The organism is Syntrophorhabdaceae bacterium (genome assembly GCA_028713955.1).
Lineage (GTDB): Bacteria > Desulfobacterota > Syntrophorhabdia > Syntrophorhabdales > Syntrophorhabdaceae > UBA5609.
This window is the reverse complement of sequence record JAQTNJ010000001.1, coordinates 1-3,168: the sequence shown is the minus strand read 5'-3', so window position 1 is coordinate 3,168 and position 3,168 is coordinate 1. Positions and strand designations below refer to the sequence as shown.

Sequence of the window (3,168 nt, the reverse complement as noted above, 5' to 3'; positions counted from 1 at the left end):
GTAGTTTCCCTTGCGTCAATATAGTAAGAACTTTTCTTGCCACTCTTGAGGATAAACTCGCCTTCTTCATATGAGAGGGTCTTCAGAATGTTGAGCAGCACTTCCTTTGCTTCTTCCAGACGATCCATATTCACCTCTTCGAAAATAATTCCATCTGTTCGAGTTCCATACCCCATGGGAACTTTGATGGGTACGTGCCTGAAAAACAGGCGTCACAAAAGGTATAATTATCACTGCCGACAGCCTTCCGCAAACTTTCCAGGGTCAGGTAGCGAAGAGAATCAGAACCCATGTATTTGTTGATCTCCCGGACGGTGTGTGACGAGGCTATGAGCTCAGCCCTTGAAGGCGTGTCGATGCCATAGAAGCAGGGGTGTGTGGTCGGCGGAGAGCTGACCCTGAAGTGTATCTCTTTTGCCCCGTATTGCCGCAGCATCTTTATGATCTTTCTCCCCGTTGTGGCCCTCACGATGGAGTCATCGATAACGATGATCCTCTTTCCTCTAACGATGTCATGGATCGCGTTCAGCTTCAGTTTTACACCAAAGTGCCTGATAGACTCTTCAGGCTCTATAAATGTCCTGCCTACGTAATGGTTCCTGATGAGCCCCATTTCGAAGGGGATACCGGTTTCCTGGGAATAGCCGATCGCAGCACCTATACCGGAGTCCGGTATGGCGATCACCATATCGGCCTCTACATGGGTATCTTTCGCAAGCTGTCTCCCAAGGTCTTTTCTGACAGAATATACCGTTTCGCCGAACATAAAGCTGTCAGGTCTTGCGAAATAGATGTATTCAAAGATACAGTATTGGGGATTTGCCTTTTTAAAAGGCTTAAAGCTCTTCATACCCTCTTTGTTGATATAGATGATCTCACCGGGATCGATCTCGCGTATGTACCTGGCGCCGATGAGGTCAAAGGCGCATGTTTCGCTGGATACCACATAGGCGTCTTTGATCTTTCCAAGGACGAGAGGCCTGAACCCCTGAGGGTCCCTCGCAACGATAAGCTCCTTGTTGGTAAGCAAAACCAGGGAGTATGAGCCTTCGAGCCTTTTAAGGGCGTTGGTTAGTCTCTCCAGGGTTGAGTGCTCATGGGAGAGTGCAATGAGGTGAATGATCACCTCCGTATCTGTCGTTGATTGAAAGATGGAGCCATAGTTCTGTAGTTCATCCTTGATGATCTTCGCGTTGGTAAGGTTCCCGTTGTGGGCAATGGAGAGATAACCTTGCGAATATTCAACCGAAAGAGGTTGCGCATTCCCGAGGTTGCTCGACCCGGCAGTAGAATAACGGACATGTCCGATCGCTGCGTCACCTTTGAGCTTCTGCAGGACGTCGGCGTCGAAGATATCGGATACAAGTCCCATCTCCCTGTGGGTTATGACGGTGTAACCATCGGTGCTTGATATCCCCGCACTTTCCTGACCCCTGTGCTGAAGCGCGTGGAGTCCGAGGTATGCCAGGTTTGCCGCGTCTTTATGGTTAAAGATCCCGAATATTCCGCACATTCCTTATATCTCCTTCTCGAAGAATTCAATCTCTTTTATGAAGAACCCTGTAATCTCTTCATCGAAGAGATATAAAGCGATCTCCTCCAGCGATGTTGAGTTGTTGTTCAGAAATGACGAGATCTCATCGATGATGATCTTCGCGCATTCTGCCTTTGGAAAGCCAAAGATGCCGGCGCTGACGGCAGGCATGGCGATCGACCTGAACCCCTTTGCCGTGGCGAGGATCATTACATTCCGGATAGCGTTCCTTAACTTGTTGTGCTCGTCGCCTTCGCCCCACCGGGGACCGACAGCATGGATCACATACCGCGCCTTCAATCTTCCGCCTGACGTGATGCCGCATTCACCAACGGGAACATAGCCGATTCTGTCGCTTTCTTCCTGTATGACAGGGCCTCCCTTTCTGACGATCGCCCCTGCGACGCCTCCGCCATGCTGGAGGTATGAGTTTGCCGCATTGACTATGGCGTCTGCATCGCTTTCAGTGAGGTCGCCCCTTATGATGCTTATCTTTGTTCCTTTTATGGAGACTTCTTTGAGGATATCCATATTTGACCGTGCTGGTGATTCAGGCGCTACCTCTCTTTTCTTTAAAAGAGCGTAATAGTATTGTAATATAAAATTCGGAAAATGGGAAAGGAAAATGATTCCTGATAAACTGTCGACACCGGTGATCAGTCTTAAAGGTATTGGCCCAAGGATAGCTGAACAGCTAAGCAAGCGTGGGATCAGAACCGTTGAGGACCTGTTCTATTTCCTGCCCATCAGATATATCGACAGGCGGTATATATCAAAGATCGGGGAGATAGAGGAGAAACAGCGGGTCAACCTTATCGCGCGTGTCATCCGCTACAGGTCGCTTTTTTACCGCCACGCACGCAAAAAGGGTTTTGAGGCGATCGTCAGCGATGAAACAGGGCAGATATCCCTAAAGTGGTTCCAATGGTTCCCCCAGTACCTTAAAAACGTGTGTAAAAAGGATAATATCCTTTTCCTCTCCGGTGAAGTGACTATGTTCGGCAATACACTTCAGATGGTCCATCCCGATGTAACGATACTGGATGAAGAACCTGATATCGACGAACACACGAAAATAGTCCCCATTTATTCTGCAGTGGAAGGGAGCAAACAGGGTGTTATGAGAAAGATCATAGCCCAGGCAATAACGGACTATGGACAGCATATTGAGAGCATTGTTTCCGCAGACATTGAATCATCCGAGGGTCTTAACGCCCTGAAGAACTCCTTTTCTTCGCTTCATATGCCCGATGACCACCTGGAGGGGAACAGGACGAGAAATCAATTTCTGGAAAGGATTATCCTCGAAGAGTATGTGACATTTCAAAGCGCCCTTTTAATGAGGAAAAGAGAGGTTGAATCTGAAAAAGGGATACGATTTTCCTCTGATGGCGTTTATTTTAACAGATTTTTGAGTGACCTTGGTTTTGAACTTACAGACGCTCAAAAGAAGGTGATTGCCGAGATTAACCGTAATATGGAAGATGATAAACCCATGAACAGGCTCCTCCAGGGCGATGTAGGGTCAGGGAAGACGGTATGCGCGGTATTGGCCGCCCTCAGGGCAGTCGACAGCGGGTATCAGGTCGCCTTTATGGCGCCTACCGAGATCCTTGCCGAGCAGCACTACCTCA

Annotated in this window: 3 protein-coding genes; 1 reads left to right on the top strand and 2 read right to left on the bottom strand. The window is 48.5% G+C overall.

Going from position 1 to position 3,168, the window contains the following annotated elements; all coding sequences use genetic code 11:
- Nucleotides 1–130: 130 nt before the first annotated feature.
- Together purF and PHU49_00010 are read right to left on the bottom strand one after the other, a co-directional pair.
- Nucleotides 131–1,513, bottom strand: coding sequence for an amidophosphoribosyltransferase (gene purF / locus PHU49_00015; protein MDD5242375.1), 1,383 nt, complete (start codon nucleotides 1,511–1,513; stop codon nucleotides 131–133).
- Between the two features lie 3 nt (nucleotides 1,514–1,516).
- On the bottom strand, nucleotides 1,517–2,065 hold the full coding sequence (locus tag PHU49_00010; protein MDD5242374.1) for a macro domain-containing protein: 549 nt from the start codon (nucleotides 2,063–2,065) through the stop codon (nucleotides 1,517–1,519).
- 94 nt (nucleotides 2,066–2,159) lie between these two features.
- On the opposite strand from PHU49_00010, the gene PHU49_00005 reads away from it, so the two are divergent.
- Nucleotides 2,160–3,168 (top strand): DEAD/DEAH box helicase (locus PHU49_00005; GenBank protein MDD5242373.1); only part of this gene is annotated, 1,009 nt, incomplete at its 3' end.